The following is a 17,971-nucleotide window of genomic DNA, read 5'->3' as shown; positions in this document are numbered from 1 at the left end:
GGCCGCATCGCGGAACATAGATGCCCGCAATGATGTCGGCTCTGTACTAACGCCTACGTGCGCGTTTGACGGCAGCCTCTGCCACGGCCGGGGCCTCCTGAATGCTTGCCGCGCCGCCAAAATCGGCGTTCTTGGTACGGCCAGCTCCCGGGCCAGCCCCTAGATCAGCGCCTGTTGTCGGATCGGAAGCCGGATCGGAAAGCGTACGGTCGGCCATCCTGGCCACCACCTTCATGTCTTTGGCCCCCAGCTTGACAGTTGCCAGGCCGTCTCCGCCGTCGACGGGCATCACCTCTTCAAGGTCATCGATCCGATCCCACTCTTCGCCGGAATTCCATGGGCCAGCGACATCGCCGTCGCCTTGAGAGGTGTTGACATACATGCTGGCGTACTTCTCTACGCCTGGGAGCTTGCCGGAAGGGAAATTGTTTTCTATCGCGTAAAGTGCTTTCTCAAACGACTTCTGGTGCGCGATCTCGCGCGTCATCAGGAAGCCGAGCGCGTCCTTGATTCCCGGGTCGTCGGTGATGTTGATGAGGCGTTCGTAAACGATCTTGGCGCGAGCTTCGGCCGCGATATTCGATCGCAAATCCACCGTAGGTTCACCGCGCGAATCGACATAGGCCGCGGTCCAGGGAACGCCGGCTGAGTCGCACAGCGCGGGAGCGCCGCCGAACAGAATTGATTCCTTGGCTGTTGTGCCGCTGGCGCCGATCATCAGGTAAAGGTCCGCTTCCTTCATTTGGCCCTCGGCCAGCTGTGCCTTAAGCCCCTTGTTGAGCATGGTGACGATTGATCCCACCACTTCGAGATGGCTGAGTTCTTCGGTCGCAATATCGAGCAACATGTCACGACGGCCAAGATCGTCCTCGCCAAGCCCTTGCGTGAAATAGCGCATGGCCGCTGCAAGCTCGCCATCGGCGCCGCCGAACTGTTCCATGATCATGCAGGCCAGGCGAGGATTCGGCTCCGAGACGCGAACGGTGTATTGCAGGCGCTTGTTGTGCATGAACATGGACATCTCTCCGGTTAGATCATCCGAACATCCCGGCAAGTTGATTGTTCCATCCGGCCATCGGCCAGTGAGCATTTTTACGGTAACTTCAGTGTTGAGCATCGCAGGGAGCCAGAGGCGGCATTTATTTCTCCGACCGGTGACCGGCGGCAACGAGATTTCGATCGTGCTGCGCCATCACAGCAATGAGCAAGGCCGCGGATGGGCAAGAGGTAGACAAAATCTGGAGGGATACTGGCTCGGAAAAGTGAAGCCGGGCCATATTAATACGATGTCGGTGTCGACACCTTCGGCCCGTTTCGCCGCACACCTTACGCGGCAAACGCCGGGTTCGGTCACACGGCGAGCGTCGCGGGCTGTTGCCCGTTCACTTTCGATCCAGCACCTTCCGGACTTTCTCTGCCAATTCGTCGATCGTGTAAGGCTTGGTCAAAAGTTCGGTTCCGAAATCGAGCGTGCCGTTGTGGACAATCGCATTTCGTGTGTAGCCGGTGGTGTAGAGCACTTTTAGCGACGGGTGCATTGTCTTGACCTGATCCACCAGCTCCCGGCCCGACATCTCCGGCATCACCACGTCGGTGAACAGAAGCGACGGCACTTGCCCGCTTTCGACGGCCACCAGCGCTTCGCGTGGACCTTGCATTTCCAGCACGGAGTAGCCCAGTTCCCGCAGCGCTTCCGCGGCCATCAGCCGGACGCGATCTTCATCCTCGACAACCATGATGATCTCGTCTGCACAGCCGGGGTGCTCGCCTGCCACGACGTCGATTTGGCTGTCGAGCACGCCATGGTGCGAGCGCGGCAAATATATCTTCAAGGTGGTTCCGATGCCCTGCTCGGAATAGATCTTCACACTGCCGCCGGACTGGCGAACAAACCCATAGACTTGGCTGAGTCCCAGCCCGGTGCCTTTGCCGACCCCCTTGGTGGTGAAGAACGGATCGAAGGCTCTTGCGACAACATCAGCAGTCATGCCCGTTCCTGTATCGGTGACCGCTATCATCACATACTGGCCGGAGGGGATCGCGTTCTCCCTGGCATAGCGATCGTCGACGTGGGCGTTTGATGTCTCGATCGTCAGCTTGCCGCCAGCAGGCATGGCATCCCTTGCGTTGACGCAAAGGTTGAGCAGCGCGCTTTCCAATTGCCCTGCGTCGGCCTCGACATGCCATAGGCCCGCAGCGAGCACGGTCTCGATCTGGATGGTCTCGCCAAGCGTCCGGTTCAGCAATTCGCTCATACCGGAGACGAGGCGATTTGGATTCAGCCGCTTCGGCGCCAGTGGTTGCTGGCGGGAAAAGGCGAGCAGTCGCCTGGTAAGTTCTGCGGCACGTTGTGCTCCATCGATCGCGCCGGTTACGAATTGGTGGACGTTGGTATCGCCGTTTCTGAGCTTGCGCTGCACAAGGTTCAGGCCGCCGATGATGACGGCCAGCATATTGTTGAAGTCGTGCGCGATGCCACCGGTGAGCTGTCCGACAGCTTCCATCTTCTGGGCTTGGCGCAGGTGCTCTTCTGCTCTGGCGCGTTCCGCAACTTCATCTTTGACACGTTGTTCGAGCGTGCCGTTGAGTGTCTGCAGCGCCTTGAACAGCCGGGAGTTGTCGATGGCCGTCGCGGCATGGCCGGCAAGCCCCAGCAAGGCCGCTTCTTGCTGTTCGGCGAACACGCCGGTCTCTGAATGACCAAGGAAGAGGCCGCCCAGGACCTCGCCCGAACGCGAGACGACCGGCACGGCGAGATAGGAACGCACCGGCAGATGGCCCTCCGGCATTCCCTTGCGGGGCCAGTTCTTTCCGTAACGCGGATCGGTGAGGATATCGTCGGAACGCACCACGCTTGTGCCGCGGAAAGTGGGCTCGAACACCGCGGTGTTGCGCGGCATGGGAAAGTTTTCGAAAGCAGAACGAGGTGCCCCCGAAAGGGCGTAGAGCACATAGCTGTCGCCCTTGTCGTCGATCACATTGTAGAAGAAAGCTCCAAATTGTGCGCCCGACAGCACGACGCCGGCATCGGTTACCGTCTGGACAATTCGCTCCACGTCAAGCTCGGCCGCCACGGCTGCCGCCGTAGCGTTCATCAACTGAAGCTGATGCTCCACCCGCTTTCGCGCGGTGACATCAACCACGGTGCCGATGAAGCGGATCGCACGGCCGGACTGGAAAAGCGCTTCCCCCGTTGCGGCAATCCAGCGCTCCTTGCCATCCCGAAGGCCGATCGTCCGGTATTCGATGTCGTAGCGGGAGGGGGTGCCCGGCGCGAGCGACTGGCGTACGGCCTCGTCGGCCCGTGCGCGATCTTCCGGGTGGAGGCCCGCCAGGAAGGCGCTTTCATATGTCACCTCCGCGTCCGGCGGCAAACCAAAAAGGGCTTTGCACCGGTCGTCCCAACGCAGCACTCCGCTGATGGGATCGTAATCCCAGGTGCCAATAGCGGCCGCGTCGGTGGCAAGCCTCAGCCTCTCCTCGCTGGCCCGTGCCGCCTGTTCCGAGCGAACGCGCTCGATGTGAGCCCAGGACCGCTCCGTCACCTCGGTCAGCAAGGACAGTTCGCGTTGCGACCAGACGCGGCGCTGCTTGTCGTGGATGGCCATCAGGGCAGTCAGTCGGCCTTGTTTGACCAAAGGCATACAGATGGTTGCCGTTATCCCGATATCCTGAAAGGTCTTCGCTTCCTCGGGAGCAATTTCCTCAAGGTTGTTGTTGATGATAAGCGGCTTGTTGGCGCTGAGGTTGGTGACAGCCAGGCGACCGAAATCGGCAAGACTGTAATATCCCCTGATGCTGGGCGAGCCAGGTGCGCTCCAATCGCCGCGGATGGTGAAATGGTCTTGGTCCTGCTCCATGTCGGCATAGGCGCAAATCGAGACGCCAAGATGTTCGCCGAGGAGCCGAGTGGTGATCTGCATGACAGCATCGGCGTCGGCCGCGAGGGCTATCTCCCTGCCGAGGCGGTCGAGAAAAGCAAGGCGTTCGGCGTTCTCACGGAGGGCCAGTTCGGCGCGAAGGCGTTCTATCGCCGTACGCGTCCGGTCCGCGACTGCCGAAATGAGGGCTACTTCCTCCGTCGCCCAGCGTCTGGGCGCGGAGTGGTTCAGGTATAACAGCGCCACCAGCCCGCCATGCTCGGTAACGGGCATGTTGATGACGGATTGGGCGCTGATGGCTTTGAGTGCCTCCGCATGGCTGCTGGTTCGCGGATCTGTCTCGGCGTTTTCAAAGACAACGGTTTCGCCTCGCTTCAAATCCTCGATATACGAGCCGTAGTTCCTGAAATTCAGCGTCCCAGCCAGGCTTTTGATGCCTGGCGCGTTCCAGTCCCTGTCAATGGTGATCGTTTCTTTCTCTAGATCGATCGTGCCGTATCCGGCTCGGCTGATGCCAAAATGGTTCCCCAGCAGTTCCGCGGCTGCGTAGGCCAGTTCTGCGGGATCCGTAATCTCGCGAATACGGTCGCCCAGCGCTGCCAAAAGCTCGAAGCGCTGCAGTTCAGATCGCGGATTGCTTGAAGTGGCCCCCATTTCGTCCCCGTTTTGCCCGGACTTAAATGCAGTCTGCGGCCAAGAGTTCCCCGCGGGACGGCAGTTTCTTTGGCGGGCCGGTCAGCCGAACACGCCGCACCGGTCATAGGTTAATGACAGCTTGGCGCGCTGTGGCGGATAAAGGGGAAACCAGCGGGCACTTGACGAGCTCCCGCTGGCTGGGTGCCCGAACCGCACTTCACTCGTTTGGAGACGTTTGATGCTTGACCGACCCATTCTTACGAATACGGACGCTCTCTATCCAGACGACCTGAGAACGCTTCGGTCGGTCTTCGACGCGCTGTGTCAGGAATTTGAGATTTCGTCGGACACTACCGCGGCAGAATCCATCGCGAGAGAGCTGGTCAGACTTTTCCAGACCGGGATGACGGAAGCGGCCATGCTGATGATTGCCGTGCGCGCACGTTGGCAGGGTGATTGGAAAATGGGAGGCAGCAGCGCTGCCCAAGCTTAACGGTCCCAACTCCGTGGAGAAGGCCTACTTTAGCCGCTTGAGCCGGTTGTACAGCGTTGTCTTGTCTGGCGGAACAAGCTTTCGCCCCGAGAGTTGGGGTCGGGAGATAGTTTCCAACAGGCACGGGCATGGCGTTCGACAGAGATGGACCGAAACTCGCGACCGGGTTGCTCGCGGCCTCGTTGGCGGCGCTGGCGGCATACAACGCCATCCGCGCCAAACGTGCGATTGCCGGCCGGGCGTGCGGACGTGTGATGGAGATCTATGGTGTGCGCCTGCATTTTATCGAAGCCGGAACCGGCATGCCGCTCCTTCTCTTGCATGGCAATGGATCCATGGCGGAGGATTTCAAGTCGAGCGGCATCTTCGATGAGGCGGCAAAGACCTACCGGGTGCTTGCATTTGATCGTCCCGGTTTTGGGCGAAGCTCACGGCCGCGCGGCCGGCGTTGGTCCGCTCGCGACCAAGCCGACCTTATACATGCCGCGGCCTGCGGGCTGGGTATAGAGAAATACCTCGTGCTTGGACATTCCTGGGGAGCTTGGATCGCCCTCGAATTGGCGCGCAGGCATTCTCAATCGGTCGTCGGCATCGTGCTGGTCTCGGGCTATTACTATCCGCCACCGCGGCTGGATCTTGCACTGGCCGCACTCCCTGCACTGCCTGTGATCGGCACCGCGTTTCGTCACACCTTGCTGCCCCCGCTTGTAAGGCTTGCTTGGCATTGGGCAATGGAGAAGATCTTTAAACCCGCCGTCGTCGCCGGCGACTTCGCCGCACTGGCCAAAGATGTCGCCAGCCGCCCTTCCCAACTGCGGGCGGTTTCTCTGGAGACAGCATCGATGCTGGCCGCGTCCCTCTTGGGAAAAGCCAACTATAGGGACATTGCCGTGCCCACCGGCATCATGGCGGGATCCGGGGACCGGTTGTTCGACGCGCAACGCGATGCACGACGCTTGCACGCGGAAGTCGGTGGGTCTCTCCTTGAGGTGGTTCCGGGCGCCGGCCATATGGTTCATCAGAGCGCCCCGCAGGCAGTGGTCGGCATGGTGCACACTATTGCAGGACGGCACGCCTTGTTCCAAGCGGGCCGTCGGCAGCGACCCAAGTCGTGTGCCGACGAGTTCAAGGCAGATCCGGCCTCGCGGGAGCCACCGGCGATAAGCGACGCCGCTTGCACGGAATGATCTCCAAACGGGGCTTTCAAATGAGCGACCAACGTCCAGCCGACATGCAGTCGGTGCTCCACCAGAACATACAGGCCCTGGTCGAGCACAGGCGGCAGCAAGAGGAGCACCAAGGCGTTCAAGCGTGGGTCGCCGGCGCTGTTTCGCGCTTCGCGGGAAGCATGACTTTCGTCTATCTGCACCTTGCAATTCTTGTCGTCTGGGTCCTCGCGAACCTTGGCGCGATACCAGCCGTCCCAGCCTGGGACCCGACTTTCGTGATCCTGGCCATGGTCGCCTCGGTTGAGGCAATCTTCCTGTCTACTTTCGTGCTGATCAATCAGAACAGAATGGCCGCCCACAGCGAGCGCCGAGCCGAACTGGATTTGCAGATCAGCCTTCTGAACGAACATGAAACCACGCGGCTGATCGAGATGGTGGCTGCCTTGACGGCGCGTCTGAATATCTCGACCCCGGCCGACAAAGAGCTGCCGGAACTCGCCGAGAATGTGGATCCCCAAAAGGTGATGACGCAGATCCAGCAAGCTTCTGGAGATCAGGAGAACGCTTGATCAAAGCGACCTCGTCGGCAACGGTTAAGCGTCGGCTACAACCTGTAATTCAGCCTCATTGTCCAAGGCTGTCGAAGCAGCTAAGCCGGTGTCGGCCTTTTCCAGGGTGGCTTCCCGACGTCACAAGTCCGCCGCGCAATCGAGGCAGCGTAGAGCTTCGATAACCAACAGGCTGCTGCGCGTCAGATGGAACCAAGTTGACGCCGAACTCGTATTAGCGGTGGCGGCTTGGGGAGATTCCGGATGAGCGAAGGTGCTGTTCTGATCGTCGAAGATGAGACAATGATCCTGCTCGACCTCGAGTCAGCTTTGGAGGAGGCCGGCTTCCAGGTCGTCGGCACTCGGAGTGCCGCCGACGCGCTGGCGGCTTTCGACCCCGATCCGACCAAGTTCAAGGCCGTGCTCACGGACATCCGTCTGGGAGCAGGACAGTCGGGGTGGGAGGTCGCTCGGCACTTGCGAAGGTCCAACTCGACCCTCCCGGTTGTCTATATCAGTGGCGACAGCGCGGTACACTGGGGAGCGGAAGGCGTGCCCAACAGCATAATGATCACCAAGCCCTTTTTTCTGCCGCAGATCATAACTGCCGTTTCTCAACTTTTAAACGCGCAGCAAGGTGCAGAAACTCACCTCTAGGAATCCGACCGCGGCTCCACGAAACCACCGAACATTCTTTCTTCGGCCAATCGGCGCCGTCCCCGCGTAAAGCGTTCGCGTCTGCTTCGGTCAAATGTCGGCGGCCTCAACCAGATGTCGACCTCAGCTCCTTTCCCTCGCCACCGGCTCGCATCCACTCGGAAGCCCTCCCGAAAGCAGGGGCGCTCATTGGTTGAGCTTTCGGTCGAGTTCGTCAAGCAATGACCGATGCTCGCTGGGCATGTCCGTATCTGTCGGCAGATCCAGCAACTGGCGAAGCTGGCGACGATTGGCGTCCGATGAAATCCACTCCCGTATGAGGCGGGCTATGACCTTTTGTTGTGCCTTGCCGATTTCTTCCATGTTAGATTCCGAGCTTGTCCGTTGGACGAACTCGGCGGCTCTTTGATGGTTCCCCGTCCTGTACACAAATCGAGGCACAATCTATGGGTTAATGCATGTCGCTCAAAAGTGGCCCTGGTTTTGAGACACGACATGCCAGTGGATGTTTGCAGTCCCAGTCCGCTCGCCTAACGCTGCGCGTAGGGTGCAAATTTATACGTTCGATTTTACCCGAAGCGAGAGGCTTAGCCGCAAAATCTTGGCGCCATTTTCATCGCGCACTTCGATAAACAATTGCTGCCCGTCGACGCTCTTCAGTGACTCTCTCGTGAGGTCGACAAGGCCCTCGAATCCCGCGCGGCGGACCTCCTCGAGGCCAGCGCATTCGACACCTATTTCGTCCTCGAAGATGAGATCGCCATCGCCGCTGTCGAAGAAAAATCGTGCCATCGGAGAGCTTCCGTCACTGCTAATCTGCGGGGTTCCTTTGGTGCAGGTAGGTCGTGTCGAAATCTCCTGCGTGAGTGAGGCCAGCCCAGTCCAGTGCGTGAACTTTTGATCCCGAGGTGGCAATGAGACCTCTGCGTCGTAGTTCCTGGAGCATCCGGTTGACGTGGACCGTGGACAAACCCAGTGCATCGCCAAGGGCCGCCTGTGTAATGGGAATATCCGCCACGTGATCCTCAATGCGCCCCATAGAGCGCAAGCGAAAAATCAGTTCGCACAGGATGTGAGCCATGCGGGTGTATGCCTCGCGTCTTCCCACATTGATGACCCACTCCCTGTAAATCGCGGCATCTATCAACGTCGACCGCCAAAAAGCGGTGGCGATGCGAGGGTGCTGGTCGCAAACGGCACGCAGGGTGTCATGCCGCATGAAACCTATTCGCGCCGGCGTAAGGGTCGAGAAGTTACAATCCATGACCGACAGATGCAGCCCATGCAGATCAGGAATGTCGCCGGCGACGAAGAATGATGTGATTTGTCGCTTTCCTTCGCCCGTATGTTTGGTGGAACCGACCAAGCCATCAAGAACGACAAACGAGTAAACAGGACGGTCGCCCTCACGCACCAGATCGTGGTTGGCCGAATATTCCTTCTCCTGGATCGGAATGCCTTTCAGAACGCCGATGTCGGCCTCTCGAAGATCCGAGATGGTCTGAAGCTTGCGAATGAGTACATCCGAGGATGAGGTGGGGAACAAATTGACTACCTGGCTGATGTTGGTGATCGAACTATTATCCGCGCCAAAAGTTCCGACTGGCATGGGGACATATGCGCGGCGGCAGAAAGCGCCGCCGTGCGGCATGGTCCCATGCCTGGAGCGTTTTGCCAGCGTCGAGGGTGGTTGAAGATCCCGGAATGATCCAAGCACCAGTTTTTTAGGACAGCCATAGGTGAGCCAGGCAGCAATGCATTAACCTATGACATAGGCTCGGTTAGAAATTGTCCCGCTGGGCAGCCAGCCCCAGGAGTTCGCCGATCACGGCGCAGCTTTGACCCAGTCGCTCCCCCCAATTTCAAGGGCTGCACCCGCAGCCCGTCCTGGAACTCTTTGATGCGCCGCCAGGAACGGGGTGGCTCCGCTGACGTTGTCTCAGTGGCAAGGTGAGATTTCAGTGAACAGGCATATTTCGCGGACGGATGTCGAACAAATCGATCACACGGATGACAGCGGGTTTGCGATAGAGCACGGCGGACCGCCATCCTCAGCAATCGCGGTAGCGCTGGCCCGTGGCCTGGAGACCAGTCGGGACAAGCACATCATCCATATAGCTCCCTCGGAACGCAGTGCCGAGGAGATCGCCGGCGCCTTGCGTCAGTTCCTGCCTGACGCGGATATAATCTTGCTGCCGTCCTGGGATTGCCTGCCTTACGACAGGGTGTGGCCCACACGCGCCAATATGGGGCGAAGGCTTCGTGCGTTGCGTGAGATCGCAACGAAGCCGGATCGCCCGCGCATCGCTGTAATGTCGCTCGAAGCCATTCTGCAGCGGGTGCCGCCTGCTCCGGTCATCGCTGGCGGTTTCACAATTCTGGAGGTGGGACAAAAGCTCGACCGTGACGATTTTAGAACCTGGTCCGAAGCCATTGGCTATGTCGTCGACGAGAGGGTCGACGAACCGGGTGAGATAGCCTTTCGGGGCGATCTCATCGATATTTTCCCTGCTGGCGCGGATGGCCCCGTTCGCGTCATCGTTGATCCCGATGCCTGCATCCGGCAGCTCAAGACCTACGACCCGCTCAGTCAGCTCAGCGATCAGGTTCGAGACTCGATTACGGTCGGACCGGCATCCGAGCTGATCTTTAAAGCTGGTGAGCATCCTGAGTTGACAGCGATGCGCACGACGTCGATGGAGGAGCGCCTGGTCGCATCGTATGGCGCTATGCCATCCGTCTTCGATGCGGCATCCAGCGCTTCGATCTCCTTCCTTGAAGGGACCGACGGGCAGCCGCTCGGCAGAATTCTGGATCTGGTCGAGGATGCACGTCGTGCCAGGCAGGAGGCAGCCGGAACGAAAAAACCTTTGCCGGGACGATTTTACCTATCCCGTGAAGAGTGGGACGCTGCTCTGCTTAACCGCTGCTGCGTGAGACTAGCCGTTTCTGCCGTGGGAGTTCCCAAATTCTTCCGCCAGGCCCGACCCGGGCATGATTTCGCGGAATTCATCAGAGGGCAGACGAGTGCCGGAGTCAGAGTAGTGTTCACCGGCGATGCCTCTGAACTGCAGCGAGCAGATCGCCTGCTCGATAGGAGACTAGGCCGGCGGGCAGAGGAAGCGGCCGACTTGCCGCAAATCCTTTCGGCCGCGAGGGGCTCTGTTCTCAAGGCTGAATTCGTCCTCGACGAAGGGTTTGTCGACGCGCAATCCAATATCGCCGTGGTGGCCGCATCCGACCTGTTTGGGCCCGCGTTAAAGGCGAGCGGGAGCGCGACCACGGGCATACTCGAACCCGAGTTGCGCATTGGCGATGTCGTCGTCCATGAAGACCATGGCCTGGGCGTGCTCGCCGCGGTCGAACAGGTCGAGTTGGCTGGCCAGCAACAGGATGTCGTCAGACTGGAATATCATGGCGGGGCTTCCTTGCTGGTTCCGGTCGACGACTTTGGACGAATATGGCGCTACGGCTCGGAACCGGAGGCAGTGTCGCTTGATCGCCTCAAAGGCGAGGGCTGGCCGAAGCGACGCGAAGCTGCGTTGCGCGAGATCGACAGGCTGGCCAAACGCCTCTTGAGTCTTGCCAAAATCAGGTCCAGCCAGCCTGCCGAGATCATAAAGCCCTCCCGCACGGACTTGGCCCGTTTTGCGGCGAGATTTCCCTATACGGAGACGCCCGACCAAGCGGCCGCCATCCGCGCTGTGCTCGATGATCTTTCGTCGGGAAGAACAATGAACCGGCTCGTCTGCGGCGATGTCGGCTTCGGCAAGACAGAGGTCGCCCTGCGTGCTTGCGCCGCCGCGGCTTTCTGCGGGAAACAGGTTGCTATCATAGCGCCGACAACGGTGTTGGCACGACAGCACTATGAGACGTTCAGCCGCCGCTTCGCAGGAACCGGCCTGCAGGTCGCCCACCTTTCTAGGATGGTCGGGGCAGCGGAGGCGAGAGCGGCAAAAGAGGGTCTGCGGAGCGGCCAGGTTGCGGTCGTTGTGGGTACTCAGGCCCTGGCGTCCAGGAGCGTCACCTTCGCCAATCTTGGACTGCTGGTGATCGACGAGGAGCACCGGTTCGGGGTCAAGTTGAAGCGGGCCCTGCGGACCATGACGCCTCGCCTCCATACGCTGAGCATGAGCGCCACACCGATACCCCGGACGCTGCAATCGGCGTTGTCGGGCATCCAGGACGTCAGCGTTCTAAACTCTCCGCCCGCCAAACGACGTCCCGTTCGCACGATCTTGGCAGCGTTCGATCCAGCATCGGTGCGCGCGGCCCTCCTGCGTGAATTTCACCGGGGTGGACAGAGCTTCTTCGTGGTCCCGCGGATCGAGGATATTGCCCCGGCCTGTGACCAGCTGAACAGACTGGTGCCGGAACTCGGGGTCAAGACGGCGCATGGTGAAATGAAGGGGAGACAGCTGGACGAAGTCATGGTCGGATTCGCCGACGGTGATGGCGACATTTTGTTGAGCACCGACATCATCGAGAGCGGCCTCGATGTGCCGCGGGCCAACACCATCATCGTTTGGCGCCCCGACCGGTTCGGTCTGGCGCAGTTGCACCAGTTGCGGGGCCGGGTCGGAAGGGGGGCGGTGCAGGCCGTTGCGTTTCTTCTGACCCAGCCTGGCGTTGAACTGGCCGACGGCACCAGGGCCCGGCTTTCGACGATGCTTGCGCTCGATCGGCTCGGCTCCGGCCTGGCAATCAGTCAAAGAGACCTCGACCTGCGTGGCGCCGGAGATCTTTTCGGCGAAGACCAGGCCGGGCATATGAAGCTGATCGGAGTGGGCTTGTACGAGCACTTGCTGGAGCGGGCGGTCTCGGCGGCTGGCGGAGGGGCCAACTTCAGCAAGCAACTTGCCGAGATCAATGGCTCGGGAAAGGGGGCTTTTCCCGAGAGCTATGTCGACGAGCCTACGGTGCGCGTTGGCCTCTATGCGCGGCTCTCCCGCATCCGTTCGGAGCCGGACCTCGATACATTCAGCGAAGAGCTCGAGGACCGCTTTGGAGACATGCCTGGCGAAGTAGCCCTTTTGCTGGAATTTACCAGGTTGCGAATAGCAGCGTCGGAATTGGGCGTCGGCAAAGTCGATGTCGGTCCCGAGGCCATCGCGATCACCCCTCGGAACAAGCCGTCGGCGTCCCAATGGCGGAACAGCAAGGCGTTGGGCCTGGACTACCGGAACGGCCGCCTGATTTTCAGGCCTATCCAGCCCAGCGTCTCAGGCATCGATGCGGTTCGCTTAGCGCTTGATGCCCTACGCGCAGCCCAGCCAAAGCACGAGATCTGACGAGCCTTTTGTCTCCTGGGGCCATCCGTGCGAATGGCGCTGCGGGCGGCCGTGCGTTCGCGGGGAGCGTTCAAGGCATGGTTCCGGCTTGATGGGGTGTCATGGCAGCCATGTTTTCATTCAGATGGGCCATGATCCAGATAGAGCCCAGAACCACCAGCGCGACGATCAGCACGCCGAAGGCCAGCGCCAGGATGTTGTTGGTGTTGTCCGGCCCGGTGGTCAGGTGCAGAAAGAAGACAAGATGCACGCCCATCTGCGCAACGGCGAGCACCACCAGGGCCGAGATGACCGCGGGCTGGTAAATCAGGTCGGTTCGCGCCGCCAGGAATGACGCGATCGTGAGCAGGATAGCCAGGCCGAAGCCGAGCACATAGCCCGAGAGGCCCCCAGCCGTTTCGTGCTCGCTTATGTGTTCCTCGCCCGGCGCTGAATCGCGGCGGTCCTGCAACTCGCCGGTCTTGCTCTCGAACTCGGTCATGACGATGCTCCCAGCAGATAGACCAGGGTGAAGATGGCAACCCAGATGATGTCGAGGGCGTGCCAGAAGAGCCCGAAGCAGTGGAGCCGCCGCAAGATGTCGGGCCGAAAGCCCTTGACCCACAGCTGCGCCATCATCGTTCCCAGCCAGAGCAGGCCGAGACCGACGTGGGCACCGTGGCAGCCAACGAGCGCAAAGAAGGCAGAAAGAAATGCGCTGCGCGAGGGGCCTGCCTGCTCGCCGATCATTGCCGCGAACTCCTGTAGTTCCAGGAACAGGAACGCTGCCCCGAGCAACCCCGTGACGAGAAGCCAGAACTGCGTGGCAGCCATTGATCTGCGACGGGTGGCGAGTGTTGCCACGCCGCCGGTGAAGCTCGAAGTGAGCAGAAGGCCCGTCTGGACCGCAACCCGTGTCGGTTCGAACAGATCCTTGCCTGTCGGTCCGCCGGCGGTTGCCTTGGCGAGCACGGCGTAGGTGGCGAAAAATGCCGAGAACATGATGATGTCGGACAGGAGAAAGATCCAGAAGCCGTAGGTCACCGTGACGAACTTTGAGGCCGGGCCGCCTTCTCCGTGGCCCGTCGCAGAGCGCACCGCATGCCGACCGGTGTGATTAAGCCGATACGGGTCCCGTGCCTGGGTGCCGGCGCTGATGTCGCCGGAGAATGCGTGATCGCTCATGCCGGGCGCTCCCACCCGCGCAGCCAGGCAAACTGGGCTGCCTTGTGGTCATGATCGATGCGGGCGACCTCGTCGACAGGGATCTCGTAGTCTCCATGATCGCGCCAGGCGAATACGACGAAGGTTGCGTAGGCGCCGATGAAGCCGACGATCGCCAGCCACCATATATGCCAGATCAGCGCGAAGCCGATCAGTGTGCTGAAGAAGGCGGTGACGAAGCCAGTCGGGCTGTTGCGAGGCATCTCGATCGGCTCATATGCCTTTTCCTCGTCCGAGCTCTGTTCGATCCCTCGTTGCTTGATGCTCCAGTAGGGCTCTTCGTCTTCCACGTGAGGCAGCCGTGCATAATTGAAGACAGGAGGAGGAGAAGATGTCGACCACTCCAGCGAACGCCCGTCCCACGGGTCGCCGGTTTCGTCGCGAAACTTGTCGCGATGCCGGACCGAAACGAAAAGCTGTGTGATCTGCAGCGCCGCGCCGGCGATCATCACCACCACGCCGAAAGCGGCCACCACCAGCCACGGTGCCCAAAGGTCCATATCGATATGTTGCAGGCGCCGCGTCATGCCGAGCAGACCGACAATATAGAGCGGTACGAAGACCAGCATGTAGCCGGCCAAGGTGACCCAAAATGCCGCCTTTCCCCAGCCTTCGTGCAAACGGAAACCGAACGCCTTGGGGAACCAGTAGGTGAAGCCGGCGAATGCTCCAAACAACACGCCCGAGATGATGACGTTATGGAAATGCGCGACGAGGAAAAGCGAATTGTGTAGCACGAAGTCGGCCGGCGGGACGGCAAGCAGGACGCCAGTCATGCCGCCGACGGTGAAGGTGGTCACGAAAGCCAATGCCCAAAGCATCGGCGTGTCGAAACGAACGCGCCCGCCATACATGGTGAAGAGCCAGTTGTAGATTTTCACACCGGTTCCCACGGCAATGACCGACGTGGCGATGCCGAAGGCGGCATTAACGTCCGCTCCGGCACCCATGGTGAAGAAGTGATGCAACCAGACCATGAACGAGACGATGCAGATGAACATCGTGGCCGCGACCATCGAACGGTATCCGAACAGCGGTTTCGATGAAAAAGTCGAGAAAATCTCGGAGAAGATTCCGAAGGCGGGAAGCACCAGGATGTATACTTCGGGATGGCCCCACGCCCAGATCAGGTTGACGAACATCATCTGATTTCCACCGGCTTCGTTGGTGAAGAAGTGGAAGCCGAGATACCGGTCCAGCGTCAGCATTGCGAGCGTGGCGGTAAGGATCGGGAAGGCTGCGACAATGAGCAGGTTGGACGCGAGCGAGGTCCAGCAGAACATCGGCATTCGCAGATAGCCCATTCCCGGCGCCCGCATCTTGAGGATGGTCGTCACCAGGTTGACACCGGTGAGCAGCGTGCCGACGCCGGAGATCTGGATCGCCCACAGATAATAATCGACACCGACGCCCGGCGAGTAGGTGGTTTCCGACAAAGGGGCATAGGGCAGCCAGCCGGTGCGCGCGAACTCGCCGATCACAAGCGAGATGTTGACCAGCAGGGCTCCGGAAGCCGTCAGCCAGAAGCTGACGGAATTGAGCGTCGGAAAAGCGACATCGCGTACGCCAAGCTGCAGCGGCACGACGAAATTCATCAGGCCGATCATGAACGGCATCGCGGCGAAGAAGATCATGATCGTGCCGTGCGCGGAAAAGATCTGGTCGTAATGCTCCGGCGGGAGGTAGCCCGGCCCGTGAATCGCCAGCACCTGTTGTGTGCGCATCATGATAGCATCGATAAAACCACGAAGAAGCATGAGCATCGCCAGCACAATGTACATCACGCCGATGCGCTTGTGGTCGACCGAGCTTATCCACTCGCTCCACAGATATGGCCAGTACCCCTTCACCGTTATCCAGCCAAGCACGGCGGCTGCTGCCAGAAAGACGCCAAGGGCTGCGCCGAGGGGGATGGGTTGATCGAAAGGAACGGCCGACCAGTCGAGCTTGCCCAGCATCGTCATTCTGCCCCTTGTGGATGATGGGTCATCGTTGCCGCCGCCGGGGGGAATGCCCTTGGGCTCACCTGTGGCTCGCCGCTGGCTGCGCTCTCAGCAGGCCCCGGACCCGGTGGGAGCGTCTGCTGAACGACCGCTTCGAACAGCCCAGGCTGGACATGACCGAAGGAAGCCGGCGCCACATTTGTGCTTTGCCGGGCGAGTTCGCGATAGGCATTGGCATTCAGCACGCCGCCCCCGCCACGCAGCGATGACGCCCAGCGGGTGAAGGCATCGGCTGAAACCGCGCTCACACTGAAATTCATATCCGAGAAGCCGTCGCCGCTGAAGTGCGCCGACTGGCCGAAAAAGCTGCCCTCGCGGTCGGCCTGCAGATGCAATTCGGTCTGCATGCCGTTCATGACGTAGACCATGCTACCAAGCTGGGGCACGAAGAACGTGTTCATCACGCTGGCCGAGGTCAACTTGAAACGCACTGGAACACCGGCGGGGATAACCAGTTGATTGACAGCACCCACGCCCTGCTCGGGATAGAGGAACAGCCATTTCCAGTCGAGCGCCACCACCTGAATGTCGAGCGGCGGCTGGCTAGAAGGGATCGGTTTGCGTGGATCGAGCTGATACGATCCGTAGTAGATCAGCCCGCCAATGAACAGGATGGTGAGCGTCGGGATCGACCAGACGATCAACTCCACGCGTCCCGAATAGGTGAACTCCGGGTTTTAGCGGGCGTTGCTGTTCGAGGCACGGAACTTCCAGGCGAATGCCAGAAGCGCAACAAGCGTGGGAACAACGATCACCAGCATCACCGCCAGCGAGTTCAAAAGAATCGTGCGATTGCCGACGCCAATTGGTCCTTGGGGATCGAGCACTCCCCCCGCGCAACCGGGCAAGAATGCGCCTCCTAGGATACAGAGCAGTTGGCGTGTCAACTTAGGGCTGGATGGCAACAACACCGGTTCTGCAATCTCTCTTTGCGGGAACGCGGCTAGGGCATGCGTTCATCGGGTTTCCATCTGAGCCTCCCCATGGCGCGGAACCTCGCGGCACTTCGCGGGGTGTCGCCCCCTGAGCGAGTGCCCCAACTGTCGCCGGCCGGGTTTGTTCCGCTGGACCGAGTTACTCTGTCCGATGGTCCCGCGTTGGCCAATCCGACCATAATTTCAGAACGATGGCGGCTCGATTGGCCTAGCTATCGGCGACGCTGGCTCGCGCACGAATTTCAATTTCGGCGGGACGGCGAATACCCTGAATCGCTCAGCCAGGTTATCGAGAGCCTGCCGCATGCCCACTCCCGCAGCAGCCGCACCGTGTCCACTGATGACCATCTGGGGGCCCAAGGCAGCCAGATGCTTCACGGACCTTTCCGCTGCATCCCAGTCTGGCGTGAAATAGCGCGGCGGACCGTGCATCTCGAGATCCTGAATGGCGACTTCATAGACCGACTCCTGACCGGTGGTGATGAAAGCGTCTCCTACGATGAGCGAGCGGTCTTGCTCGCGCCAGAGCGAGATATGCCCAGGGGCATGTCCGGGTGTGTGCAGCCATTGCCATCCGGGCATTCCGGGGATCGATCCATCGGCGGGCAAGGGTTGCAAACGGCTGCCAAGATCGATTGGCCCGCGTGGAAAAAGCGGTGAAAGCAGCGCCATCAGTCCACCCCCAACCCAGGGATCCGGTGGCGGATAGGATGTGGTTCCGTCCAAATAGGGGTGCTCGAGTGGATGGGCGAAGACAGGCACGTCCCAGCCATTTGCGAGTTCTAGAACCGTTCCCACATGGTCGAAATGGCCATGGGTCAGGATGATTGCAGCCGGCCGTGCGTTGACGCCGAACCGCTTTTCCGCGACCGCTAGAATGCTGCTGCGAGACGTCGGCAACCCGGTATCGATCAGCACCCAGTTCCGATCTCCGCTGCCCGGTGCGCCGAAGAACACGACATTGACGATTGCTAGCCGCAAGTAACCCAGGTCCGGTGCGATGCTCCAAGCGCCGTCGCCACGATCCTCGCGCCTGGCGTGGTCGATCTCGGAAAGTCGAATCTGAACGGTCATGTGATCCCATGCCTCTGTTGTTGCCGAGCAGCCGCTCGAGTGGATGACGGCGGCTGTACATCGCCCCGAACTTGGGACGGG

16 protein-coding genes are annotated in these 17,971 nt (G+C 60.4%); 5 read left to right on the top strand and 11 right to left on the bottom strand.

Annotated elements, in window-relative coordinates; translation table 11 throughout:
* Positions 1-46: 46 nt before the first annotated feature.
* Complete coding sequence (locus NKJ77_RS05540; RefSeq protein WP_023681124.1) at positions 47-1,015, bottom strand: manganese catalase family protein; 969 nt, start codon at positions 1,013-1,015, stop codon at positions 47-49.
* Between the two features lie 367 nt (positions 1,016-1,382).
* Positions 1,383-4,535 carry a GAF domain-containing protein gene (locus NKJ77_RS05535; protein ID WP_023821879.1) on the bottom strand — a complete coding sequence of 1,051 codons (3,153 nt, stop codon included), beginning with the start codon at positions 4,533-4,535 and terminating at the stop codon, positions 1,383-1,385.
* A gap of 220 nt (positions 4,536-4,755) precedes the next feature.
* Here NKJ77_RS05535 and NKJ77_RS05530 point away from each other — a divergent pair, with 220 nt between their 5' ends.
* The 4 genes from NKJ77_RS05530 to NKJ77_RS05515 all read left to right on the top strand — a co-directional run bounded on the left by NKJ77_RS05530 (position 4,756) and on the right by NKJ77_RS05515 (position 7,384).
* Positions 4,756-5,010 (top strand): hypothetical protein, encoded by a 255-nt coding sequence (locus NKJ77_RS05530; RefSeq protein ID WP_023700013.1) that lies wholly within the window; start codon positions 4,756-4,758, stop codon positions 5,008-5,010.
* A 128-nt stretch (positions 5,011-5,138) separates the two neighbouring features.
* Positions 5,139-6,197: an alpha/beta fold hydrolase gene (locus NKJ77_RS05525; RefSeq protein ID WP_023700014.1), complete on the top strand. Its 1,059-nt coding sequence runs from the start codon at positions 5,139-5,141 to the stop codon at positions 6,195-6,197.
* A 20-nt stretch (positions 6,198-6,217) separates the two neighbouring features.
* Positions 6,218-6,748: a DUF1003 domain-containing protein gene (locus tag NKJ77_RS05520; protein ID WP_023681128.1), complete on the top strand. Its 531-nt coding sequence runs from the start codon at positions 6,218-6,220 to the stop codon at positions 6,746-6,748.
* 243 nt (positions 6,749-6,991) lie between these two features.
* The gene (locus tag NKJ77_RS05515; RefSeq protein WP_352534500.1) at positions 6,992-7,384 is read left to right on the top strand and encodes a response regulator; all 393 of its coding nucleotides are present in this window, start codon (positions 6,992-6,994) and stop codon (positions 7,382-7,384) included.
* Positions 7,385-7,570: 186 nt separating this feature from the next.
* On the opposite strand, the gene NKJ77_RS05510 is transcribed toward NKJ77_RS05515, so the two are convergent.
* The 3 genes from NKJ77_RS05510 to NKJ77_RS05500 all read right to left on the bottom strand — a co-directional run bounded on the left by NKJ77_RS05510 (position 7,571) and on the right by NKJ77_RS05500 (position 9,035).
* Positions 7,571-7,747: a hypothetical protein gene (locus NKJ77_RS05510; RefSeq protein ID WP_023700016.1), complete on the bottom strand. Its 177-nt coding sequence runs from the start codon at positions 7,745-7,747 to the stop codon at positions 7,571-7,573.
* A 192-nt stretch (positions 7,748-7,939) separates the two neighbouring features.
* Positions 7,940-8,176, bottom strand: a complete 237-nt coding sequence (locus NKJ77_RS05505; RefSeq protein ID WP_023668023.1) for a DUF6894 family protein — start codon at positions 8,174-8,176, stop codon at positions 7,940-7,942.
* Between the two features lie 19 nt (positions 8,177-8,195).
* Positions 8,196-9,035, bottom strand: coding sequence for a Crp/Fnr family transcriptional regulator (locus NKJ77_RS05500; protein WP_245260969.1), 840 nt, complete (start codon positions 9,033-9,035; stop codon positions 8,196-8,198).
* Positions 9,036-9,345: 310 nt separating this feature from the next.
* Here NKJ77_RS05500 and NKJ77_RS05495 point away from each other — a divergent pair, with 310 nt between their 5' ends.
* Positions 9,346-12,675: a DEAD/DEAH box helicase gene (locus NKJ77_RS05495; protein ID WP_023696344.1), complete on the top strand. Its 3,330-nt coding sequence runs from the start codon at positions 9,346-9,348 to the stop codon at positions 12,673-12,675.
* Between the two features lie 70 nt (positions 12,676-12,745).
* On the opposite strand, the gene cyoD is transcribed toward NKJ77_RS05495, so the two are convergent.
* The 6 genes from cyoD to NKJ77_RS05465 form a co-directional block, all read right to left on the bottom strand.
* The gene (gene cyoD, locus NKJ77_RS05490; protein WP_023668026.1) at positions 12,746-13,156 is read right to left on the bottom strand and encodes a cytochrome o ubiquinol oxidase subunit IV; all 411 of its coding nucleotides are present in this window, start codon (positions 13,154-13,156) and stop codon (positions 12,746-12,748) included.
* Positions 13,153-13,839 carry a cytochrome (ubi)quinol oxidase subunit III gene (locus tag NKJ77_RS05485; protein WP_023668027.1) on the bottom strand — a complete coding sequence of 229 codons (687 nt, stop codon included), beginning with the start codon at positions 13,837-13,839 and terminating at the stop codon, positions 13,153-13,155. Before NKJ77_RS05485 ends, cyoD begins: the two co-directional genes overlap by 4 nt.
* Entirely contained in the window at positions 13,836-15,836 is a 2,001-nt protein-coding gene (gene cyoB, locus NKJ77_RS05480) for a cytochrome o ubiquinol oxidase subunit I (RefSeq protein ID WP_023830874.1), read from the bottom strand. The genes NKJ77_RS05485 and cyoB overlap by 4 nt, the downstream gene beginning before the upstream one ends.
* A gap of 2 nt (positions 15,837-15,838) precedes the next feature.
* Positions 15,839-16,525, bottom strand: coding sequence for a ubiquinol oxidase subunit II (locus NKJ77_RS05475; RefSeq protein WP_352534497.1), 687 nt, complete (start codon positions 16,523-16,525; stop codon positions 15,839-15,841).
* 33 nt (positions 16,526-16,558) lie between these two features.
* Entirely contained in the window at positions 16,559-16,729 is a 171-nt protein-coding gene (locus NKJ77_RS05470) for a hypothetical protein (protein WP_352534495.1), read from the bottom strand.
* Between the two features lie 270 nt (positions 16,730-16,999).
* Positions 17,000-17,890 carry an MBL fold metallo-hydrolase gene (locus tag NKJ77_RS05465; RefSeq protein ID WP_023668030.1) on the bottom strand — a complete coding sequence of 297 codons (891 nt, stop codon included), beginning with the start codon at positions 17,888-17,890 and terminating at the stop codon, positions 17,000-17,002.
* Positions 17,891-17,971: the final 81 nt, after the last annotated feature.

The sequence above is a fragment of the Mesorhizobium sp. M0052 genome (assembly GCF_040323255.1).
In the GTDB taxonomy this organism is placed as follows: Bacteria; Pseudomonadota; Alphaproteobacteria; order Rhizobiales; family Rhizobiaceae; genus Mesorhizobium.
This window is presented reverse-complemented; position numbering and strand designations above follow the sequence as displayed.